This window comes from Niallia sp. FSL W8-0951 (assembly GCF_038006525.1).
Taxonomy (GTDB): Bacteria; Bacillota; Bacilli; order Bacillales; family Cytobacillaceae; genus Niallia; species Niallia circulans.
Genome location: NZ_JBBOVK010000001.1, coordinates 3254732 through 3277179 on the forward strand (window position 1 = coordinate 3254732; position 22448 = coordinate 3277179).

At 37.4% G+C, this 22448-nt stretch carries 17 protein-coding genes; 5 read left to right on the top strand and 12 right to left on the bottom strand.

The window, feature by feature from the left end; all coding sequences use genetic code 11:
- The first annotated feature begins 22 nt into the window (after positions 1 to 22).
- A complete protein-coding gene (gene hpaB / locus NSS71_RS16035) occupies positions 23 to 1453 on the top strand; it encodes a 4-hydroxyphenylacetate 3-monooxygenase, oxygenase component (protein ID WP_341151812.1) in 1431 nt (476 codons plus the stop codon).
- 252 nt (positions 1454 to 1705) lie between these two features.
- Complete coding sequence (locus NSS71_RS16040; RefSeq protein ID WP_341151813.1) at positions 1706 to 2134, top strand: DinB family protein; 429 nt, start codon at positions 1706 to 1708, stop codon at positions 2132 to 2134.
- A 124-nt stretch (positions 2135 to 2258) separates the two neighbouring features.
- Here NSS71_RS16040 and NSS71_RS16045 read toward each other — a convergent pair whose 3' ends face one another.
- From NSS71_RS16045 to NSS71_RS16090, 10 genes are all read right to left on the bottom strand, one after another.
- Positions 2259 to 2660 carry a hypothetical protein gene (locus NSS71_RS16045; RefSeq protein ID WP_341151814.1) on the bottom strand — a complete coding sequence of 134 codons (402 nt, stop codon included), beginning with the start codon at positions 2658 to 2660 and terminating at the stop codon, positions 2259 to 2261.
- A 13-nt stretch (positions 2661 to 2673) separates the two neighbouring features.
- The gene (locus NSS71_RS16050) at positions 2674 to 3240 is read right to left on the bottom strand and encodes a Gfo/Idh/MocA family protein (protein WP_341151815.1); all 567 of its coding nucleotides are present in this window, start codon (positions 3238 to 3240) and stop codon (positions 2674 to 2676) included.
- A 13-nt stretch (positions 3241 to 3253) separates the two neighbouring features.
- Positions 3254 to 4087 carry a sugar phosphate isomerase/epimerase family protein gene (locus NSS71_RS16055; protein WP_047944470.1) on the bottom strand — a complete coding sequence of 278 codons (834 nt, stop codon included), beginning with the start codon at positions 4085 to 4087 and terminating at the stop codon, positions 3254 to 3256.
- Positions 4088 to 4135: 48 nt separating this feature from the next.
- Positions 4136 to 5122, bottom strand: a complete 987-nt coding sequence (locus NSS71_RS16060; RefSeq protein ID WP_341151816.1) for a Gfo/Idh/MocA family protein — start codon at positions 5120 to 5122, stop codon at positions 4136 to 4138.
- The gene (locus tag NSS71_RS16065) at positions 5119 to 6132 is read right to left on the bottom strand and encodes a Gfo/Idh/MocA family protein (protein WP_047944472.1); all 1014 of its coding nucleotides are present in this window, start codon (positions 6130 to 6132) and stop codon (positions 5119 to 5121) included. Before NSS71_RS16065 ends, NSS71_RS16060 begins: the two co-directional genes overlap by 4 nt.
- 49 nt (positions 6133 to 6181) lie before the next feature.
- On the bottom strand, positions 6182 to 6943 hold the full coding sequence (locus NSS71_RS16070) for a carbohydrate ABC transporter permease (protein WP_082138436.1): 762 nt from the start codon (positions 6941 to 6943) through the stop codon (positions 6182 to 6184).
- Between the two features lie 63 nt (positions 6944 to 7006).
- Positions 7007 to 7933, bottom strand: coding sequence for a carbohydrate ABC transporter permease (locus NSS71_RS16075; RefSeq protein ID WP_095259295.1), 927 nt, complete (start codon positions 7931 to 7933; stop codon positions 7007 to 7009).
- A 94-nt stretch (positions 7934 to 8027) separates the two neighbouring features.
- Positions 8028 to 9284, bottom strand: coding sequence for an ABC transporter substrate-binding protein (locus NSS71_RS16080; protein WP_061798139.1), 1257 nt, complete (start codon positions 9282 to 9284; stop codon positions 8028 to 8030).
- A gap of 60 nt (positions 9285 to 9344) precedes the next feature.
- The gene (locus tag NSS71_RS16085; RefSeq protein WP_047944475.1) at positions 9345 to 10550 is read right to left on the bottom strand and encodes an ROK family transcriptional regulator; all 1206 of its coding nucleotides are present in this window, start codon (positions 10548 to 10550) and stop codon (positions 9345 to 9347) included.
- A 511-nt stretch (positions 10551 to 11061) separates the two neighbouring features.
- Positions 11062 to 17025 (bottom strand): lamin tail domain-containing protein, encoded by a 5964-nt coding sequence (locus NSS71_RS16090; RefSeq protein ID WP_341151817.1) that lies wholly within the window; start codon positions 17023 to 17025, stop codon positions 11062 to 11064.
- 223 nt (positions 17026 to 17248) lie between these two features.
- On the opposite strand from NSS71_RS16090, the gene NSS71_RS16095 reads away from it, so the two are divergent.
- The 3 genes from NSS71_RS16095 (at position 17249) to NSS71_RS16105 (ending at position 19824) form a co-directional block, all read left to right on the top strand.
- On the top strand, positions 17249 to 17584 hold the full coding sequence (locus NSS71_RS16095; RefSeq protein WP_047944476.1) for a PadR family transcriptional regulator: 336 nt from the start codon (positions 17249 to 17251) through the stop codon (positions 17582 to 17584).
- The gene (locus NSS71_RS16100) at positions 17577 to 18548 is read left to right on the top strand and encodes a permease prefix domain 1-containing protein (RefSeq protein WP_095320883.1); all 972 of its coding nucleotides are present in this window, start codon (positions 17577 to 17579) and stop codon (positions 18546 to 18548) included. The genes NSS71_RS16095 and NSS71_RS16100 overlap by 8 nt, the downstream gene beginning before the upstream one ends.
- A 397-nt stretch (positions 18549 to 18945) precedes the next feature.
- A complete protein-coding gene (locus NSS71_RS16105) occupies positions 18946 to 19824 on the top strand; it encodes a VanW family protein (protein ID WP_341116553.1) in 879 nt (292 codons plus the stop codon).
- A gap of 67 nt (positions 19825 to 19891) precedes the next feature.
- Here the strand turns inward: NSS71_RS16105 and NSS71_RS16110 are convergent, their stop codons facing one another.
- On the bottom strand, positions 19892 to 20896 hold the full coding sequence (locus NSS71_RS16110; RefSeq protein WP_047942135.1) for an ABC transporter permease: 1005 nt from the start codon (positions 20894 to 20896) through the stop codon (positions 19892 to 19894).
- 4 nt (positions 20897 to 20900) lie between these two features.
- A complete protein-coding gene (locus NSS71_RS16115; RefSeq protein ID WP_341151818.1) occupies positions 20901 to 22409 on the bottom strand; it encodes a sugar ABC transporter ATP-binding protein in 1509 nt (502 codons plus the stop codon).
- Positions 22410 to 22448: the final 39 nt, after the last annotated feature.

Genomic DNA, 22448 nt, shown 5'->3' on the forward strand with positions numbered 1-22448 from the left:
AATGAATAAGGGAGAAGAAAAAATGGGAATAGTGAATGAAAAGACATATTTATCACGAATCAGCGGTCTATCTACAGAAATTTGGTTAGATGGGGAAAAAGTCCAGGACCTCTCTAACCATCCTGCCTTTAAAGGGATACTACATTCAAAAGCTTCTCTTTATGATTTACAATGTCAGCCTAACTTAAAGGAGGAAATGACTTTCTTATCCCCACTATCCGGGGACTCTATAGGTATGTCATACTTACAGCCGAAGACAAAAGAGGATTTGCGAAGAAGAAGAAAGATGATCGAACGGTGGGCTAAGGAAACAGCAGGAATGATGGGACGGAGCCCAGATTATTTGAATACAGTAATCATGAGTTTTGCCACTTCTGCTTCCCTTTTAGAAGGAAAGGAAAATTGTTACCCTAAGCATATCCAATCCTTATACGAAGCGGCAAGAGAAAAGGATCTTAGCTTCACCCATACTTTTATAACACCTCAAGTTAATCGCTCGAGTATGTATCTAGAATATTCCAACGAGCCAATCTCTGCTCAAATAATCGAGAAAAATAATAAGGGACTAATCATTAAAGGGGCGCGGCTCCTAGCCACACAGGGTGGTCTCACCGATGAACTGTTGGTTTTCGGAGCACCCAGATTCGCGAAAGAGGAAGCATTTGCTTTTGCAATACCTTCAGACACTAAAGGAGTAAGGTTTCTATGCAGAGAATCCTATGTGGGAGGAGAATCTACTATTGATTATCCATTAAGCTCGCGATTTGAAGAAATGGATTCTATTGTTGTATTTGATAACGTCCTTGTTCCATGGGAACGTGTTTTTTTCCACGAAGATCTGGAAACTGCAAATATGTTTTTAAGCCAAAGTTCTTTTAATTCATTTGCTTATCATCAAGTTATTACTAGACAAATTGTCAAAACAGAGTTTATTTTAGGCTTAGCGGAAAATATGATAAACACAATTAATGTAGGCGAATATCAACATATCCAAGAAAAAATGGCCGAAATCATTATTGGATTAGAAACGTTGAAAGCACTAATAGAAAAGGCAGAGAACGATGCTCTCTTAAATGACCAAGGATTTATGATTCCAAATAAAACCATCCTGCTAGTTGCTAGTAATATTTTCCCAAAAATTTATCCTCGTTTTTCCGAAATCCTTCAACTAATTGGCGCCAGCGGTTTAGTATCGCTGCCAACAGAGAAAATGTTTCACTCAGAAGTTGGGAAAGATTTAAATCAATATCTCCAAGCAACGTGCAGATCTGCAGATGAACGCAATAAAATCTTTCGATTAGCTTGGGATTTAACAATGAGTTCCTTCGGCACAAGACAGACACAATATGAGCGATATTTTTTTGGCGATCCTGTCCGCCTTTCTGGATTTTTATATAATAACTACCCCAAAAGTGATTATGTGGAGAGAATTAATGAATTTTTGACAGAATGAGTTATCAACGGCTGCCCAAATGGCAAGGACTACATATGGGTAGCCCTTCTACATAAGGTTAATAACTAATGAGCGCCCCTCCCTTTTCCTCCTAAATTCAGCCGTCGCATTTTTTTGTCAATAAATCCTTCATACATTAGTCATACTTTTAACTCAGGAACAATAAAGGAATATTACAGATGGCAATCGAATATTAAATTTTAAAAGAAGGAGGAATAGAATCATGCAAAAGGTTGTGGAGGGAATAAATTATTGGATAAAAGATTACCAGAAGAATTCAAATCTATGTCTGAAAATAGTTCTTCTCATCGTCCCATGCCAAACAAATGGTCAAAAAAAGAAATTTTAGGGCATCTTTGTGATTCAGCGATAAATAATATAGAAAGGTTTATCAAAATTCAATATGAAGAACCAGTGTATGCTATCCAATCATATGACCAAGATCATTGGGTAAAGATGCAAAATTATCAGGATAGACCACTTGATGACATAATAGATCTGTATCAAGCACTCCATAAACAAATGGTTCATATTGTGAAAAATGTTCCGCACGAAAAGCTTTCCTATCTTTGCGACATAGGAAATAATCAGCATAAAACACTAGAGTGGCTGATACAAGATTATCTTGAGCATATGGAACATCATATTCACTCTCAAATCTTAATCGAAAAATCTTATTAAAAGAAAAGACACACATCAAAATCTACATGCTATATTTATAACCCCGTTCTCCTTTTAGAACGGGGTTATAAATAGGAAGTCAATCTAAAAAAGTCATATTGTCATTTTATCAATAGAAATCTTTTTACAAAGAATAATAATTACTTAAAGAAATAGGCTCTCCATTTTCATGAGAATCATTTGCAGCAAGGGTAGCAGCTAATGTTTGAACACCATTTTCATAGGATGACAGGATTAATTCTGGCTGATTGGCAGCAATCGCTTCAATGAAAGCTCGATCCTGGGCCTCATAATAATTCAACTTTGGTCGATACGTAGTAGTTGAAAATTCATCTGTAATCGTTATATTGGAACCGTTAAAAGCAACACGGAAATTCTTCCCTAAAATTTCTAGACCCATCCGGTGATCTGGTTGTATAAAAGAGCAGCCTAATTGGCCGATTGCCCCGTTCCTTAAAGTGAAATTGACCGAAGTGACATCTGGTATATCAATATGAGGAATATCCTTTGAAACCAATAGATTCATATTTGCATAGATTTTATCTATATCTCCTGCTAAATAGCGAATTAAAATCCAAAATATGTGTGGCTTGTTCTACTAATTGTCCACCTGATTTGGATTGTTCCCGATACCATGGAGTTGGAACAAATTTTGTTAAATAATAGCTGTTAACCATCGCAATTTGTTTGCCTTGTAGATACTCTTTTGCTTTTGCCACTGTATCTAAGTACCGTAAACAGTATCCTGTAGCACAAATAATCCCAGAAGCTTTAATAACCGCAGTTTTTCTCTTTACATTATCCAGATTTAATCCAACAGGTTTTTCTACCATAATATGAATGCCCTTTTTAGCAGCCTTTTCCTCGATATCCCCATGGGCAAATGGAGGGACACATATAAAAAGTGCATCCAATGCGGTCTCTTCCAGCATCTTGTCTACATCTGTATATGCTGGAATATGATATTTCTTCCCTACAGCTGTTGCTTGGTCTTCGGATATATCACATACCGCTGCCATTTCTGCCTGTTCAATCAAAGCAATATTCTTCAAATGTACGGATCCAATCCCCCCGACACCTATAAAGCCTACACGAACTTTTCTCATACCGGACACTCCTCTAAGGGCTAACCTTTTTCAGATTTAACACGACATCCAGATGCTTGGATGTGTCTTGGGCAAGATACTCTGGCCCAAATGCATAGGCTGGTATTTCAGCGGTTACTGTATCCTTATAGCCTATGTTCTTTAATGCTTGGTACACTTTTTCCCAATTTACATCCCCTGCTAATAATGGAACAAAGCCAGTAATATTCCCAACGTTCAGTTTAAAATCCTTAACATGAACTTTTCGGATTCGCTCCCCTAATATGGCAATCCATTGTTCTGGATAGCCATATTGTAATGTATTGCCGACATCATAATAAGCGCCAATATAATCGGAGCAGAACTCATCAATATACCTTGCCATTTCTAAAGGAGAAAGTAGAAATTTATTCCATACGTTTTCGATTCCCACATGAATATTATGTTTTTCAGCTAATGGCAGAACTTTTCTTAACTCATCTTGACTACGCCTATAACAATCAAGGTAAGACGTTTCTTCATTAACTACCCCTGGGACAACTAAAACAGTGTCTGCCCCAATATATCCGGCTAACTCTATTTGTTTTTCTACCACTTTTCTCCCTTGTTCCCGCACCTTTTCATCTCGATGGGAAAGAGGGAACTTCCATAATAGATTCGTAGAAATACTGCTTAAACGTAAACGATAATGCTCAGCCATTTCTCGAATTTGTTTTGCTTCTTCCCTTGACGTATTCATTGTAAGCCCAATGCCATCTATACTTACATTGAGCTCTACTGCATCAAAGCCAGCATCATGACTGTACTTAAATACCATCTCTAATGGTGTATCATCGGGATAGCACCACTGATTAATCCCCTTTAGCATCTTTATTCCTCCCTAAATAGCATCCCTTCATACAGCTATATCTATTGATTATTTGATTCCATTCTTTTCTATCAAAACAGGCCTTTTGCTTTTCACAGATTCATAGCCTGCAAGAGCAAACACCATTGCTTTCAGGCCATCTTCCCCTGTTATAGTAGGTGCAATTCCCTTCATCACATTTGCAACAAAGTCTTCTACAAGATCTTGGTTCATATCATCTCCCCAATAATCCCATTTTGCTCCCTCTGCACTATACACCTCACTTTTCTGCGCAAAGGCATCTACTGACAATGTTCCCTTCGTCCCGATTATTTCTAATGTAACGTCTCCCCATGTTGGGAATGTCTTATTTCTTGACCAGCTACAATCAATAGAAGCAAACACATTGTTTTCAAATTCCATTGTGACGATTCCGCAATCATCTATCTCATAATCAGAAAAGAGATTATCTACTTCCGCATAGACTTCTTTCACATCTGAATTCATATACCATCGCATAATATCCACAAGGTGAACCGTATGATCCATTACAGCACCGCCGCCTGATTTTTCTTTGTCTACGAACCAGCCGCCTGGGTTAGTACCGCGATTCGTTCCTTTTATAGCAATAATACTGCCAAGTTCCCCTGTCTCGATTATATGTTTCGCTTTTGCTATTGGTGTACTAAAGCGTACAGGGAAAGCAATTTGCAGGAATACATTATTTTCTTTGCAAACTTCAATCATTTGCAATGCGTCCTTCCTATTTGTCGCAATCGGCTTTTCACATAAAACATGTTTCCCCTTCTTTGCTGCAGCAAGCACATGTTCATGATGCTTATAATTTTCGGAAGTAATGATGACAGCATCTATAGCTTGGTCTAATAGATCTTCATAGTTTGAGTAGTAATTGGTACTGTATTTCTTTGCTGCTTCTGTACCACGGATTTCCTGGTCATCTGCGATTCCTGCTAACTCTACTCCATCGATTTTCTTTAATGCCTCTGCATAGGCGTACGCATGGCCATGAGCAAAACTAATAATTCCTACTCTCATCGTCTTACCTCCATTTCTTGTTTACGCAATTCTACTACTTTTCCTTCCTTTAGTGACTCGATAGCAGCTAACGCAATTTCCATTGCTTTATACGCATCTAAGGGAGTCACAATCGATTCCTCCTTATTCTTGATGCATGAAATAAAATGTTTTAATTCTGTTATATATGGATTTTCTTTTAATGGACTTTCCGGCACGGCGACCCCAGCTGAACCTGTATTATTGTGATTAATACCTTTTACAAGCGGAGTTGATTTCGAGCTATCATAGTGAATAATTCCTTTTTTTCCAGCTATTTCAAATTTTGTTGCGAAATTTTGGTGAGCCCAAGTTCCTTCCAAATGAGCAATTACTCCGCTTTCAAAGCGCAGTGTCACTAATGCATAGTCTAATTTTGCCATCGCTCTTCCTTGGGCACTTTTGGCATAGACTCGCTCTACCTCACCGAAGCACCAGCGTAAATAATCAAAATCATGAATCATTAAGTCTAGCACTAATCCACCACTGCTGTTATAGTCTGCATACCAATCTCTAGAAGCAGATGGAAAGCCTCCGCCTCTTTTCGTATTTACAACACCTGGCTTGCCAATTTTCCCTTCTTCTATCATTCGCTTTGCGCGCTGGTATTCCGGAAAAAACCGCACGACATGACCTACAAAAAGCTTCACGCCCTTTTCCTTGCAATAGTCGATCATTTCTTTGGCGTCCCTTAAATTGCGAGCCAATGGTTTCTCACAAACAACTTGGAAACAATCATCTGCTGCTTTTATGACATATTCCTTATGAGATGGAGTAGGAACACAAACAGACACAACATCAACAGCACCAAGGCTTTCGATCGCTTCCTCATAGCTTGCAAATGCCTGAACTCCTATTTTTCTTGCCAATTCTTCCGCTTTTTCCAGGTTTTTGTCCACAATTCCAGCTAATTGAACATCATCCATGGTTGAATAAGCGAAGGAATGAGTACTCCCCATTGTTCCGGCGCCAATAACTAATGCTTTTAACATATACACACACTCCCTATTCTATTTATCAATTCTTTCTCCTTCTAACTAGCTATCTTCTAACTCCTCCAAGTGCAATCCCTGCCAGTAAATGCTTTTGCAGAAAAATAAACATGAACAACATGGGAATCGTGGACAAGACAGCACCAGCCATTAACAGCGGATAGTCCGTAGAATATTGTCCTGAGAAGGTGGAAATCCCAACAGACAATACTCTCATTGACTCAGAGTTTGTCATAACAAGCGGCCATAAGAAATCATTCCATGCTGCGAGAATCGTAAAGATTCCTAAAGCAGTAAGGGCGGGTGTCGAATTTGGTAAAATAATTCTCCAATAGATTCCAAAGTACGAACAGCCATCAATTTTAGCTGCTTCATCCAACTCTTTTGGAATGCCCATAAAGAATTGGCGCAGCAAAAAGGTTCCGTAGGCACTGAAAATGCCTGGAACAATCAAAGCGAAGAATGTATCAATCCAGCCCAGCTGTGTTAATGTTGCATAATTTGGTATTAAAATTACTTGAGCAGGTACCATAAGCACGGATAGCATTAAAATAAAGAGAACATTTTTCCCAGGAAAATTTAAACGTGCAAAAGCAAATGCAGCTAAAGAACATAAAATAAGTTGACCAATCGTTCTACCTAAAGTGAGAATAATCGTATTCAGATAATATTTTAAAAAATCCACAGCTTCAAAGACGTTCCCGTAATTCTCGAAATGCCATTCCTTAGGGATAATCGTCGGCGGAACTTGCATAGATTCTCCAAAAGATTTCAGAGAGGTAGAAATCATCCAGAGAAATGGCACAATCATGATAAAAGCTCCGATAATGAGCAGTAAATGTCTAGAAACCCGCTTCAAGCAAATCCCCCCTTATTATGAATCGTAATAAACCCATTTCTTTTGGAAAATAAATTGAATAATGGTCATCAATAGAATGGCAAGAAACAAGATAAATGCTTGGGCAGAAGCAATCCCCATTTCACCATACTTAAAGCCTGATTCGTAAACGCCATACACAATCGTACGCAGTGGTTCTAGTAGCGCTGTACTATTACCAATCATGACAAATAATAAGTCGAATACTTGTAAGGAACTAATCATTCCTGTTATAAAAACAAAGAAAATAGTAGGTGTTAATAGTGGTAAGGTAATGCTAAAAAACTTCCGAGCCCTTGAAGCACCATCAATGTCGGCCGCTTCATAATACGTTTTTTCTATTCCTTGAAGTCCCGCTAAGATTAAAATGATATTATTGCCGACACTCATCCATATGTAGACGATAATAACGGATATTAAGGAAATCTTCGGGTCAAATAACCACGATGGCTGCGGAAGATGAAAGATACCTAGAATGTAGTTAATTAAGCCATAATCGGTGTTATATAGCCATTTCCATACCATCCCAACAGCGACCGGCATCGTAACTACCGGCAAGAAATACAAGGTACGATAAAAGACAATGCCTTTTATTTTTTGATTCAGCATGACTGCTATAAAAATCGCTATAATGACAGTAAATGGAACGGAAATAAAGGTAAATACTGCTGTATTAATGATCGAACGAAGAAAGGAAGAATCAGTAAATAATTGGATCAAATTTTCCAACCCTACATATTCCGGCGTGGAAATACCATTCCATTTTGTAAAGGACAAAGCAAATGAGGCAAGTGCAGGAAAAATATAAAACATAAACAGCCCTAACATGGTGGGAGCAATAAATAAATAGGCAGCAATGGCTTCACGATTAAATTTCTTTCTCTTTCTTGCCACAGTCTCTGGGCTCTTCTTATTCACTACCATCGTTTCCAATCGTAACTCTCCCTTCTTTCTTGAATTTCCCCCCTTCCCTTTCCATTAGGAATCAATGAAAAGGGAAATTACATTTAAAACCAGCTTAATCCTTCTGTTCTTCTTCCAAAATCGCATTCATTTCAGCAGCAATTTTATCTAAAGCCTCATCAATCGATTTTTGTCCTAAGAAGGCACCTTGGATTTCCGTTGTTTCAATATTTTGCCATTCTGATGTTTTTTCGGAAACTGGATATGGGACTGCTTTTTCAAGCGCATCTAAGAATATTTGTAAATCAACATTCGGCAGAGAATCTAACCAAACCTTACTAATTTCCATATGGGCTGGTGTAGCAAATCCTGTCTCAGCCATCACCGTTGTTCCTTCTTTATTAGATAAGCTTTTAATTAGTTCCCAAGCTAAATCTTCATTTTTTGTTTTGCTATTCATTGCCCATCCAATACCATGGACAATGGATGTATCTACTTTTCCTTTCGGCAGGGGCGCTACCCCTAAATCCTCTCCAAGAACCTCTTCATACTCCGCTGCATGAACAGAAATTTCTGGAGTCATAGCCACCTTCTGAGACATGAACCACTGATCTGCATCTGTTTCGATTTGTGCCTGCACGGTCGGAGAAATCTTCTTTTCAATTAATCTATTCAAAAATGCAAATGCTTCTTTTGCTTCTGGTGTGTCAAATCCAGACTTTGTTTTGTCTTCACTGATGACATAACCACCTGCTTGATGCATTAAGTTATAGTAGCCTGATTGATTTCGCACAACTTGATTTAAATAGCCATAGACTCCTTCGTCCGGTTTTGTAAGCTTTGCACCAACTGTCTCTATGTCTTCCCAAGTCCAAGTTTCATCAGGGTAATCTACGCCTGCTTCATCAAACAATTTTTTGTTGTAAAATAGGCCAATAGAATCTACAAAATATGGAGCAGCATATAGTTTATCTTCATAGGAATAAAGATCCACAACGGCTGGATAATAATTTTCCTTGGCGAACTCTTCGTCTCCTTGAAGAAATGGTTCTAAATCTTTAATCAAATCAGAAGTTACATATTGATAAAAGTTGGGGCCATTCATCCAAAAAATATCCGGACCACTACCACCTCCCAGACTTGTTCGCAACTTTGTCCAGTACTCCGCAAACGGAGTATAAGTAACTTTTACATTCACATCAGGATGTTCTTTTTTGAACGACTCAATCGATGCATCAACAGCAGCACTAACATTTTCATCCCATAATGCAACTTCTATCGTTTTCTTTCCATCACCCGATGACTTCCCGCCACATGCCACAAGCATGATGGAGATCAACACAAAGATACAAAGGCTTAATAACTTTTTCATAATACCCCTCCATTTTCCCTATAATAATGACTGAATATTCTTTTAATACCTTTCCACTCTTTATAATTGAAAACGAAATTTCCCTTGAAGAATGACCGCTGCCGCTCCCAATAAGTCAAAATCCGAACCCAAAGAAGTACTTTGAATGTTTATGTCCTCTTTTAATATAGGAATCACCATTTCAGATAATTTCTCTCTTATCTTTTTGATAAATAAGGGATTATCCTGTACGACTTCTCCACTTATTATGATTATTTCTGGATTTAGTAAGTGAATCGTATTAGAAATTGCAATCGATAAATAGCTGATAATTTCATCAAGAATTTCGATACTTAACTTATCATTCCGTTTAATTGCTTCAATAAAAATTTCAGGGGTAAGTTTTCGGACGTCATTTTCAATTAAATTTTTTATTAACGTATCACGCCCTTTAGTTAGTATGGAGGAAACGATACTGGAATAAATAGCTGGCCAGTTTACATAGTTTTCTAGACATCCATTGTTTCCACATTCACACTTTGAACCACCTGGGACAACAGTTGTATGCCCAATTTCTCCAGAGCTTCCTTTGAATCCACGATAGATGGTCCCATTAATCATCAAACCGGAGCCTACACCATCTCCTATAGTGAGATACATGATATCTTTATAGCTGTTAAAAGAACCAAAATAATATTCTCCCACCGCAAATGCATTTACATCATTATCTAAAAAGGTTGGTAAGTTAAACTTTTCTTCTATCATTTCTGTTAGCGGAACATCATAAAGCTTAAGTTTGGTGTTATAACCAATCATCCCGTTATTGGAATCTACAATGCCAGGAGTTATGATGGAAATCCCTTCGCAAAACTCTAATCGGTCATTCCCTGCGACAAACTGTTCCAATAAGTCTATCAAAAGCAAAATAATATCATCACCTTGAAGCTGATTTACTGGATGAACGTTCTTCCTTAAAATTTTTCCTTCTAAGTCCATGTCAGCCATTTTGATATAAGAATTAGTGATAGATATAGCTATAATGGAATGCTTACTCGGGTTAAAGCGAAGTAATACCGGCTTTCGCCCGCCACTGGAATGACCAACACCATCTTCAATTACCATGCCTTTACGAATTAAATCATTGACAGCTGATGTAACGGTAGTAGGGCTTATTTTTATTTCTTTTGCAACCTGACTTCTTGAAATCGGTCCTTTTTTTCGGATCGTATCTAAAATAATGGATCGATTTAATTCTTGTATGAGCTTTAAATCCCCTGTTCTTTGCACAAATGAAATCCTCTCCCTCTACTTACTTTTACCAATGACTTTAAAAAGAAATGAAAATGCTACTTGAAATTAAATATAAATTAGTTCGACTAGGATGAGTATTGTAGGAAATGAATGGGGAATCGTGGTATAGGGAAAATTCTATCAACTTACTTTTTCTAGTGTCGTTATTAAGTATGGAAAATAAATATCTTGTGTTGTAAATATGTTTTTCATAACCATCTAAATATTCGATTTTTCAAACGATAATTGTTTTTATTTCTTTTGACCTCCTTTTATAACCGTAAGATTTTAATGAAGAGCGAGATAAGTAAGGGAGCTGAAAGGTTAATATTCGTGAAGATAGTGTAGATAATTCCAATATATTATTATCATATTGAAAATAGTACATTTTATAGTTAAAGAGCGATAGTCTTAATAAATAGATTCTACCGCTCTTTATTGTTATTGATAAATGATTATTAGAATTCCCTGTAGTTAAACCGTAAATAGGAATAAATGGAACCAGATCCTATATTTCTCTACGTATTCTACTCCAGTAAGCAACTACCATTCCTCCAATTAATAACACTAATCCTACCAGCATAATTGTATAATTTGCTGTAGCTGTATTCGGGAGTATGCTGGACTGATTATTTTTTGGTTCACTTGGATTGGTAACACTTGAATTCGGCTGTGTTGGCTCTTCACTTCCTCCATCATTTCCTCCTGGATTCGGCTGTGTTGGCTTCTCGCTTCCTCCATCATCTCCTCCTGGATTCGGCTGCGTTGGCTCCTCGCTTCCTCCATCATCTCCCCCTGGATTCGGCTGTGTTGGCTCCTCGCTTCCTCCATCACCTGGTTCTGCTGGAATTTCTGGTGCCGGCTGGCCTTTGGCAAAAGACCAAATATCGGAAGTTACTGACCCTGTATAATGATCAGAAGCTACTACGTACCAATCATATACTTGCCCTTCTTTTAGATTCTTCCATGCTATTTCAGCAATCTCGCCACTTGCTACATTTTCTTGCTTGCCGATTTCTTCCTTTGTATAAACATTTACTGCAAAGTAATCCGTAGCGACTTGTTTCTCTTGGACTGTTAAATCTAAATCAATAGCCAATTCATCTTTCAATGGATACTCTATTGGATCATAGAAATTATAATCATCTAAATATGGTGAATACGTATTAATAAGAATTCTATTATTCTTTTGATCAAAATGAAGTAGTTTCATATAGCCTTGCCCGCCTTCTGGACCACCTTGATAGTCGCCAAGCATTTGGTAGACTTTTCTATCGGCTTTTCCGTCCTGATCATCATCCACTTCACTGATTAATGTCTCCGAATCATGATAATGTCCACTTAATACAAGAAAGACATTTTCATTCTTCACTACTATCTTCTGGAAAATTTCTTCCCCAATCGGGCTTCTATTTCCGGAAACTAATAAGTATTCATGAAAATTAAGAATGGCTTTACGATCTGGATATTGTTTTAGTACATCATTTATCCATTTCATATCCTCGTCGTTTACTCCCCAGCCCATATATACCATGATAAAGTCATTTCCACCCGCAGAAATCAAATCATAATGACCACGATTATTCTTGTAAGATTCTCCGTAAAATGGCTTATCTTTAAACCGATATTCTCCGAACCATTTAGAGAATTCTTTGTAGTCATTAGATAATTGGTTCACATCATGGTTTCCGGCAAGCACGCCATAGGGAATTTTATTTTCTTCTAACGTTCGCATATATTCATCTGCATACACCCATTGTTTCTCATCATCAAACTCGTCGACAACATCACCAGTATGCATGACATATTTAATTTTCATCTCTTCTTGTTTTTCCGCAATCCATTCTGTTTGTCGCTTATAAATATCTGGATAGCTCTCTGCATAATATTGCGTATCTGACATCCAAACAAATGTATAATCATATTCATCTGGTGTGCTTGGAATTTCATCTTGAATTAACACATTAACTTTATTCGCCTCATCAGCAAATGCCCTGACATCGACGTTTGCTTTTAATGTGAAATCTTCAGGACCCGCAATTTTATATGTTAGTAGCTTCCATTTATTTTCTTGAATGCTCCAAGCATACATGGAAACCTTTCTTCCTTGCAGTGATTTTCCGTTCCACACTAGCTCCACTTTATCTTGATTACTAATAGAAGGATCTAGCGCTACTTCAAAGCGATGATAAGGGAATTTAGTACTTGAATTCGTTGTTAGATACTTTCCGTCTAAGGAAGAAATCGCCGAAACATCCTTAGCAGTTAATGCCTTTTCCCCTGCTGGTGCCAGCTCAACTGGTGGTTCTGTGTCACTAGCATTTTCAAATGATTTTACTTTACTATCCGATGCTTCATATTTATATCCTTTATAATACGTAACATCCATCGAATCATTTGTTGGATCCGTTACCTTTACCTTCAATTTCGGATCGCCTTCGACTGGTGCTGCTGTGTTATTAGCTGGTGCAATTAATTCTGGCTTATTGGGATTTTCATTTGTCACAGAGAAGGAAATATCGGATTCTCCTTTATTGCCTGCCTTATCTACTGCGACCATTTTTAAGGTATGCTTTCCTGGAGCAAGCTTGGAAGAAGCCGTATCGAATGGTACCTTTATCTCCTCTTCATCAAGGGTTACTTCCAGTGATTCTACACCAGCAAGTGTATCTTCTGCACTCGCTTCAATGGTAAAGACACCCTTATATTCTTTCTCTGTTTCTATATTTGTTTTAATTACTGGGGCTGTATTATCTACTTTTACAGTAGCAGCTGCTTCCCTTTTTCCATCTGTTGCTTTAATAATATAAGCTCCATCAGAAACAGACGTAGTGTCCCAGACATAGGCTTTTGCTTTTGACTGCTCTTCTGTTATCGTAAAAGTAAAATCTTCGAATGGACGATATGTGCCATCATCCCCCATATCGAATACTTGAAAAGGATCCGCCTTTTGAGGGTCTCTAATAACAGTACCATCAGCTAAAATTAACCTTACATTTCTTAGATTATAATCATCTCTATTTTCTTCACTTTCTTCTAATTGGAATGGAGAAGCCTTATTCCCCGAGCGAACGGTAATAGTATTTTCTCCGACGGCTAATTTATTAGGGTCAATCGGAATCGTAAAAGTTTTCCAATCAGAATTATTATCCTTATCCAAAAGGTGGATTATTTCCTCTCCCATTGTAATAGCATTTTTGAAATACATATTCAAACCGCTAATATCAACAGCAAGATAAGCTTGTGTCTCTAATGTGCTGTAGGTGCTTTCCTCTACTTTTTTCCCATCAATAAAAAGTTCTACATCTGCAGCGGCTGTTTCTTTGGATACTGCTTTTAAGATTGCTTTTCCAGTTAAAATATCATCATCTTTAACATTTAAATAGATAGGTGCATTGCTTATTTCATTTTTAATAGTAATGACATATCTTTCGGATGTTACCTCATTTTGCCCATCTGTGGTAACGAAATAATATTCGATTTTCTCTTTCGCAATAAAGTTAGCTGCCGATAAAATAGTGGCATAATATTCGCTGTCGCTCGCATCTACTGTTAATAATATTTTTTCATAATCTGTTTGATCATTTGTACGATAATACAAAAGCACAGATTTAATTCCCTTATCATCGGTTGCTTTTGCTCGAATGGTTAAATCATTCATCTGCTGAATTTCTTGAACATTCGTAGCGTTGATGAGAGTTGGCGGAACCGTATCATCCTCTACATGAACTGGCTCGTTCGGCACTTGTGACGGTTCTATGGAGCCAGGTGTTCCTAATTTTGTTTTCGAACTAATTTTGACCGATTGCGTGGAGCCATCCTCCGGGAATTTATAAAGAACGCCCATATTCATTGCCGTATCTAATTGCGCTGCCTCATCATTATAATAAGCAACATTTATCTCTTCTTTTGTATTCGTGGCAATTACTAGACCACGCATACTTCCATTGGCCATGCCATCACTTTTAATACGAACAATATCTTTATTTTCGACAAGGTTTGTCCCATAATTCGCATTAAAATCAGCTACTGTTTTATCCCCATTTTGAGAATTAATCACCCAGAAGACAAGAGTGCCTTGCGGTTCGATTATCGTATCATCTGGTACAGATGGCCAAATCATATCTGTATTAGGGTCTGCATTATAGCGATATTGAATTTTATAATCCTTGAAGTTTATTGCCTTATCGGTATTATTATAGATTTCGATGTATTCATAGCCATCTGCAGTCCCGACATTAGCACTATCAGGCACTATTTCTGTAATAAGCAATTTAGGAACTTTGGTAAAATCAATATCTGTTTTCTCCACCGAAATTGTATATTCTTCGGTTTTGCTTTCGTTGATTCCATCACTAGCTGCCAAATAATAAATAATGTCTCCATCTATATCTGCTGCTGGTATAGTTGCTGAGTATTTCCCTTGCGTATCCTTTAAAAGAGATACAGATTTAAAATTTTCATCCGCTGATTTTTTATACTGTAAAGTCACAATTGGGTTTGCTGTCTCATTATCCGTTACCTTTGCTTCTACTGTAACAGCCGTAAATGCTTTTGCTGTTTTCATTGCCTGATGAGAAATGACCGGTGGTTCCGTATCTTTCGGAACATCAGGTAGATCCACTATATTAGTTGGAACTTGGTCTGCTTCTATTTTCCCAGGTGTAGGATCTGCTAATACTTTATACTTAACCATTTCCGTTCCCGCTTGAGGAAATTGATAATGAACCACTTTGCCATTATTATCATTTTCGGAACCTAAATAACTAGCTGAAATCGTGATATTCCCTTTGGCATCTTTGATTTCAAGAGCACGATTACCCCCATTCGCGAAACCTGGGAATGTTTGATCTGTAAACATTACTACTTCGTTACTTGTAAGATTTGCCTCATACTCTTTATTAAAATCAGCTAATGTTTTATTTCCATTATTAAACCAGAATACAAGCTTCTCTTTTGACTTTATTTCAGTTGCTGGTAATGGAAAGAGAATCGGCTCTCTCGAATTATCCGTATATACATAGTAGAAAGAGTAACTTGCTGTGTTCAATGTTTGGTTGGAATTATTATATAGCTCAAAGTATTCGTAATAATCTGTGCCTCCTCCCACTGAATTAGGAGCAAGTTCTGTGATTAAAAGGGGGCGATCGCTATATGTATCTTGCACTGGTTCCTTCTCTGGTTCTTTTTCTAATTCGATTGTATATTCGGATGTTTTTGATATATTCATGCCATCTGAAGCTTCCAGATAATAGACTACTTTGCCCAATGCAGCCTCTTTAGGTATGCTGGCTGTGAATTTTTGTGGTTGGGCTGAATCTTGTTTCATCTCTAATACCTTTAACTCTGTGTCTGTTTTACCTTGATAATACAAGGTAGCTGTTGGATTTTTTCTATCATCTATAATAGTGGCTTCGATAGAAATTGCCTCTCCTGCTTTCATGGTTGTTTTTGCTTCATGCGTTATGACAGGAGCTTCTGTATCTTTAGTTTCGGGATTCACTGGAACTTGCTCTGCTGGTACTTGTCCATCACTTAATGCACCTGGAGTTGGGGCAGCCTTAACTTCCTGCTTTACCATCTCTGTACCTTCAGTTGGAAAAGCATAATGAACATCTGCACCTGTATTGTCCGTTTCACCTGGTAAATAGTTTGCTGATACTACTTCCTGCCCTGCAAGGTTTTTTATTAGGACACCTCGATTACCACCATTGGCAAAACCTGAAAAATCCCCTTTAATGGAAATTACTTGTTGTTCTGTTAATGAAGTACTAAAATGCTTGTTGAAATCCTCTACTGAAAGTTCCTTGACATTAAACCAAAGAACAATGGTTTCTTGGGGTGCTAGTGTGGCTGCTGGAATAGACATTATTTTATCTGCTGTATTACCGCCTATGTATTGGTAATAAAAATAATAGCTATTTAAGTCTATTGGCTGATTAGTGTTATTATAGACCTCAATAAATTCGAAGTTATCGGTTCCTTTCGAATCAGGAGCTAGCTCGGTAATAAGTAATGGCGGTAGTTTTGTGTAATCAACAGATTCTTGTTGATTCTCTGCTTTCTCCTGATTTTGTTCCGTATTATTTGTTATTTCCTCTTTTGCTGGTTCCTTCTCTTCCGTTTCCTGAGGCTTATCCTCTTCCTCTATTACTGATTCTTCCTTTTGTTCAGCAGTCAGAGTTGATTTCTTCTCTTTGGAAGTAGATGAGGATTCATTTTCATGCTGATCCTTTTCCTCTACTTTTTCTTCTTCGATTGTTTCTCCCTTCTCTTTGTCGGTTGTAGTCTCAGGTACTTCTACCGTGTTATTTTCTACTGTCTTTGGCGGATTTTCCTCTACTTTTTTACCAGTTGGTTCTGCCGCATACATCGTTAAACCTGGAAAAATAGGAAAATAGGTTGAAAAGAAAAAAACCCCCATCACAAAGATGACCAAAGCCCTCTTTGTTATCCTCTTTTTTATAGTCACAAGCTCATTCCTCCCTTAAGGTGATTATCCTACTCAGTCAAATCATAGAGGTCCTATTTTAAGGAACCTTTAAGCAAGTATTAATAAACATAAAATTTATGTAAAGAAAGGGAAATCAGAAATTTTTAACATTTTTACTTCACCTGTCGTAGTATATATGGTAAAGTATAATTACTACGACAGACATAGTATGATAGATGAAGTATTTGGAAGGGGTGATTTTTTGATTAGCAGTGATGTCATTCGCGGATATAATGACACCATCATTCTTTTTTTACTATTAGAAAAGGATTCTTATGGTTATGAAATTTCAAAAGATATACGAACATTAACTAACGAAAAATACATTATTAAAGAAACAACCCTTTATTCTGCGTTTAATCGATTAATCAAAAATAACTATATTCATTCCTATTACAAAGAAGGAGAATTTGGAAAAAGAAGAACTTATTACACCATAACGTCAGAAGGCAGAAAATATTATCAGGAAAAATGCCAAGAATGGTTCGTAACCCAGGAAGTAATTAACTTATTTATTAAGGAGGGATATAATGAATAGCATTATAAATTATTTAGACAATGTCTTTGCCAGCTTACCAAAAACTTTAGAAATGGAAACACTGAAACAAGAAATGCTCTCAAATATGGAGGATAAATATAATGAATTAAAAAAGGCTGGAAAAATGGAACATGAAGCAATTGGGATTGTCATCTCTGAATTTGGGAATATGGATGAACTGTTAAGTGAGCTTGATCTTCCCTTAACCGAGGAAACATCATTAGAACGCCAACTTACTGAAGAAGAAGTAACAACTTTTTTACAAAAAACAGCAAAGGCAATGAATTTTATCGGTATCGGTGTGATGCTGTGTATACTTGGTTCCGCCCTGCTAATTCTCAGCCTTCAAATGTATGATCAAGGATTGCTGAACGGCATAACCGAAAACACAGCCACTTTAATCGGTGTTGCTCAATTACTTTTATTCGTAGCAATCGCTGTTAGTTTATTCATTTATAGTGGCCAGCTTTTAGAAAAATATAAATTTATGGAAAAAACAGCTAGTTTTGAGCTTTCCATTCCTTTAAAAAAGAAAATAACGGCAGAAAAAGATGCTTATCAGCCAATCTTTTTTCGTTCCGTAATTATCGGTGTAGCATTATGTATTTTATCCCCAATTGCAATACTAGTAACCTCTGGTATCAGTGATCAAGCAGCGGTTTATGGGGTCTGTCTTTTATTAGCCTTTATTGCAATAGCAGTATATCTATTTATTATTAGTGGCGGCAAAAAAGATGCATATGAAAAGCTGTTAAAAGTTGAAGACTATTCCTTCGAAAAAGAAAAAGAGGATAAAGTAATCGGTGCCTTTGCAGCGGTTATCTGGCCACTAGCTGTTGTCATTTTCTTAATTACTGGCATCGTGTATGGAAACTGGCATATCAATTGGATTATCTTCCCAATAGCTGGACTGCTAATGGCCATGTTTAGCGGTGCGTACACCATTATTAAAAAAGATAGATAGAAAAACGGTTATTGTGAAGTCATAGCCTCACAAAAACAGGTGGATATCAGCCAAACTTGGGGGCTTATCAGCCAAACTCGGGGGTTTATCAGCCAAACTCGAGGGCTTATCAGCCAAACTCGAGGACTTATCAGCCAAACTCGAGGACTTATCAGCCAAACTCGGGGGCTTATCAGCCAAACTCGGGGACTTATCAGCCAAACTCGAGGGCTTATCAGCCAAAGTAGAGAGACTATCAGCCAAAGCAGCATCCAAAAATGTCTCTCTGCTTCTTTACAATCTTCGCACTTCCAAGTGAATACCTCTACTACCTCATTAAAATTACAATTAAGTACATTAAATAAAAAAAACAAACACATATTAATGAATAACGGAGATCTTTACGGAGGTATTTCTTATGTATGTTCATTTTTTACTCGGAGTGCTGCTATTTTCTCATTCTGTACTTTTATCAGGTGATTTTATTAAAGCAACAGAAAGTATATCACAACCTAAAGTTAAGAAAGAAGAAAATTTTTTATGGAAGTCCCCTGGTTTACCTGTTATCCATACAGATGAGTTCAATAAAGTAATGGATGAAATAGATAAAAAAGTGTATATCGCACCAAAAGATGCTGCCGTCAATAAATATGGAGGGATTGTCCCTGAAGAAGTTGGTTATCGTCTGCATCGAGTTAAATTTATAGAGCAAATGTATGCACATTATTTTAATGATACTTCTAGTAACAAAGGGTACCCCCTAGAAGTGATTTATCCTAAGGTAGATAGTGAACTGTTAGAAAGTATTCGCCGCAAAAAAATAGGCAGATATATAACATCTTTTAACAAGGGGAATAAAGAACGGAGCATGAATATTTCCCTAGCTACAGAAGCGATTAATAACAGTGTCATTTTTCCAAATGAAAAATTTTCCTTTAATCAAATTGTTGGGAAAAGGACTGTGGAAAAGGGATATTTACAGGCTCCTGTAATTATTCATGGGAAATTTTCAGAAGATATTGGCGGTGGAATTTGCCAAGTTTCCTCTACCCTTTTTAATGCTGTAGATAATGCGGGATTAAATATCATTCAACGATATTCACATAGTAGAAAAATCTCTTATGTTCCGCCCAAGCGAGATGCCACCGTCAGCTGGGACGGACCAGATTTTGTTTTTGAAAATAACTACGAACTTCCCGTCCTTATTCAAGCCAAAATGTTAGGACATCATTTACTCATAGAGATCTATTCAGCAGAAACTATTTCTTATCAGCCTAGAAAAGTTCCCTATCTATAAAGGGCAAGCACAGGGACGGTTCTTGTGAGAAGGATTCAACTCTACAAGAACCCTCCCTTCATTTCCTTTAATCTTTTTTTGATCTTCTTTGTCTGATAACATCTACGAATACTGCTGCTATAATAACCACCCCAATTACGGTCATTTGAAAGTCTGCTGATACGTTCAAGAGGTTTAATCCATTGCGGAGAACGGCTATAATCATGGCTCCAATTAAGGTTCCCCATACGGTTCCAACTCCACCAAAGAAGCTGGCGCCGCCTATAATTACTGCTGCAATGGCATCTAATTCATACGAAAGGCCTGCAAGTGGAAAGGCAGAATTTACTCGCCCCACCATTACTAATCCTGCAAGTGCGGCCATAAAGCCACTTATGGAATAAACAATGATTAGGACTCTGTTTACATTAATTCCTGATAAGTGTGCAGCTTCCTTATTACCGCCAATTGCATAAATATATCTTCCTGTTTTCGTACGGGTTAAGAAAAGATGGAAGATAACATACATAATAAGAACCAATACGAAACTAACCGGAATAGGACCGACAAACTCTCTCCCCAAAAATTGAATCAAATAAGGAAAACCAGCGATTGGAGCTGCTGCTGTGATAATAAGGGCTAACCCTCTCGCTATATTCATTGTTCCTAAAGTGGATATAAACGGATGTGGTAAACGCAGCTTTGTCAGCATAATTCCGTTTAACCAGCCAAAGAATCCCCCCACTAATAAACATACTAAAATTCCAACTACAGGAGGAACTCCCATATTCACAACCACGACTCCCATTACCATAATGGATATAGCAAGAATAGACCCAACAGATAAATCAATGCCCGCTGTTAAGATCGGCAGCAGCATCCCGAGTCCTAGTAAAGCATTAATAGAAGATTGACGAGCAATATTCATTAAGTTATTTAGTGTCAAAAATCGATCGGATAAAAACGTTAAAATAATGCTTAGTGCAACTAAGCCAATAACCGCACCAAATTTATCTAAATAATATCGGAATGATTTTTTTCTTTCCTGGGCCTTAATTTCTGCCTGCACATCATTTATCGCTGCTTTTGACATACTATCACCCTCCTGTAGCTGCTTTCATAATCGTTTCTTGTGTCGCTTCTGTTCGATCTAAAGTAGCAGTTATCTTTCCTTCATGCATGACAATAATACGGTCACACATACCAAGAATTTCAGGTAAATCTGAAGATATCATTATCACAGTCGCACCGTTTTCTACCAGCTGATTCATTAACCGATATACTTCTACCTTCGCTCCAACATCAATCCCTCTCGTTGGCTCATCAAAAATAAACACCTTTGCTTTCGTTTCCAGCCATTTTGCAATCACAACTTTTTGCTGGTTTCCTCCACTTAGTTTTCTTGCATTTAGCTCCACATTATTCGGCCTGACCTGAAGCTCTTGAATATATGAATTGGCCACATTTCTAATTTGCTGAGGATTGATCAACTTTGATTTTTTTCCTTGAAAGCCCTTCATATTAGCTAATGCGATATTAAAATCAAGCGGCTGATCCAATAGCAAGCCTTCACTTTTACGATCTTCTGTAATAAAGGCAATTCCTGCATTGATAGCATCTCTCGGTGTTCGGATGGAAACTTCTTTTCCTTCTACAAAAATCTTCCCCCCATCTTTTGGATCGGCTGCAAAGATCGCCCTTGCAAGTTCTGTTCTGCCCGCACCCACCAAACCAGAAAATCCAACAATTTCTCCGTGATTAACATGAAAATTTATTGGATGAAGAGTCCCTTTCACTGTTAAATTTTCAACTCGGAACCCCTCCTTTCCTAATGGAAAATTCTTCTTCGGATATTTTTCATCTAATGACCTTCCAACCATTAACTCAATCCATTGATCGCTACTAGTTGTTTTTACAGGCAATGTCTCAATTTTATAGCCATCTCTTAAAATGGTTACTCGATCCCCTATTCGCTTAATTTCTTCCAAGCGATGGGATATAAAAACGATTGCCATTCCCTTTTTCGTTAAATTCTCAACTGTATCATATAATTGTTCTACTTCTGCCCCGCTTAAACTCGATGTTGGCTCATCCATAATGAGTAATTTTGCATCCAAAGTTAGGGCCTTCGCAATTTCAACAAGTTGCTGCTGCCCCATTCCTAATTCACTTAATTCTTTATCCGCAATCGATGGGTCCTGCCCAAGCATTCGTAAATATTCCTTCGCTTTTTCATGCATGCTTTTTCGATTTAAAAAAGATAATTTTCCCTTGTTTTTCAATTCTCTCCCTAAAAAAATGTTTTCATATACTTTAAGCTGTGGGATAACGTTTAACTCTTGATAAATCGTGGCAATGCCTATCTTCATAGAATCGACAGGGGAATTGATGGAGACTAATTGATTCTCCCAATATATTTCTCCGCCATCTTTCTCATATGCACCAGTCAAAATTTTAATTAATGTTGATTTTCCGGCACCATTTTCTCCTAATAGAACATGGACTTCTCCCGCCTTTATTTCGAGATCAATCCCTTTTAGGACATGATTATTTGAGAAGCTTTTTTTAATCCCTTTCATCACAAGCAATTGGTTCCCATCTTCCATACTTGTTCTCCTTTCTAAGCTTCTATTTCCATGTTTTCT